Annotated in this window: 2 protein-coding genes; both read left to right on the top strand. The window is 38.1% G+C overall.

Going from position 1 to position 1,493, the window contains the following annotated elements:
• Positions 1-18 precede the first annotated feature (18 nt).
• Positions 19-1,398 (top strand): hypothetical protein, encoded by a 1,380-nt coding sequence (locus ACRCYC_RS10465; RefSeq protein ID WP_343197627.1) that lies wholly within the window; start codon positions 19-21, stop codon positions 1,396-1,398.
• A partial coding sequence (locus tag ACRCYC_RS10460) for a prepilin-type N-terminal cleavage/methylation domain-containing protein (RefSeq protein ID WP_438617810.1) occupies positions 1,398-1,493 on the top strand: 96 nt, incomplete at its 3' end. The genes ACRCYC_RS10465 and ACRCYC_RS10460, both read left to right, overlap by 1 nt.

The raw sequence follows: 1,493 nt of genomic DNA, 5'->3' as shown, positions 1-1,493 counted from the left end.
ACTTGAGAGTTCAATGCTATGATTAAAAAAGGATTTGCGACATTAACAGTCACGCTTGTTTTGAGCGCGATCGCTTTGATTGCTGTATTTTATTTAAGCAAAGGCATGTTATTTAATGCAAAGAAAGCGAACGATGAAGCTGTTTACTATGAAGCCTATAATGCAGCACATTCAGGAATGACTCAGGCTCTTAAAACCGTAACGAAAAATAACAAAAGGTTGCCGTGCTTATTTGAAAGTAAAGAGATGAAGAATAAAGGAACGGTAAATAACAACTGTTATTGTCGGCCTGATGATAACTCCGTAAATGAAAATAGCGAAGTGGTTTGCGAAGGTCAGTTTTCATTTAATGGTGAACAAAAAGAAAATTCGAAGCTAATTTCCACATATAGAACTACAATTCGTCATGATAAAAGTGGACTTTTTGAAATAGTATCGACCGGTCAGGCGAATGGTTTTGAAGCTATATTACGTACTGTATACCAATCTATTGGTGGGATGAAAACGATACCTAAATCCGCAATTGTGGCAACAGGAAACGTTGATGTTATTGGTCATGTCGAATTCAACGTTAAGGCGGGAAGTGCTATTGGAGGAAGCATTGAGACAGGGGTGGCTGATTCCGCAGTAGAGGTTCGTTATGATAAGAATTTAGGTGCGTTAGCACCGTCATATGATTTTCAGACTATCACGCCAGGTCAGAAAATAAATGGAATATCAGACAACCCTAAAGCCAAGGATGAAACGAAGGGAGTTAGCTCAAACTCAAAAATTACAGCGGACAATAAAGCGAGTGCGGTTTATCTAGGCGATGAATTCATGAAGTCAAAAGGAAAGTTTTTGAACATGGCTGATGTAGACATTGCAAAAGACCAGTGGTGCAATAATGTAATTGACACATTATCTAAAGCAAAGGGAAAGGGAAAGTTAGATAAACACGTGTGGCTTGATCTTGATGCTAATTCAATTCATAAATTTACTCCTCACGGTACATTTAACAGTGTTTGGGGATGTGAGTTAAAAGGTAATTTTCCAACTATGGAAGATACTGCCGAACCGCTGAATATTGTAATTAATCTTGTTGGCTTGCCAGGCAAAGAAAGTGAAGCCTATAAATACATAACAGATCCTCAGAAAGGCTTGACTATTTTCACCAATGGTGGTGGGCGCTTTAGAGGAATGATTTCATTTATTGATAATGTGAAAGATAAAAATTTAATGATCAATTTTAAGGCTGCTACGCCAGTTTTTATGGATGGAACAATTCTACTGGACAGTAATGGTAAGGCTTTGTTTGAATCATCATTTAACATGACTTATGACTCAACGTTATTAGACTATATGAGTGAAAAACTAAAGTCTCAGGGAATTATGGCCGGCTCATGGAGTGATTATTGATGGTTATTTCACACTCGCGTGGCTTTGGTTTAATTGAAGTTCTGGTGGCAATGCTGGTGATTGCCATAACGGTTCCCGCCTTGTTTGCTCTGCAA

Origin of the sequence: Paraclostridium sp., assembly GCF_051657365.1 — a bacterium.
In the GTDB taxonomy this organism is placed as follows: domain Bacteria; phylum Bacillota; class Clostridia; order Peptostreptococcales; family Peptostreptococcaceae; genus Paraclostridium.
This window is presented reverse-complemented; position numbering and strand designations above follow the sequence as displayed.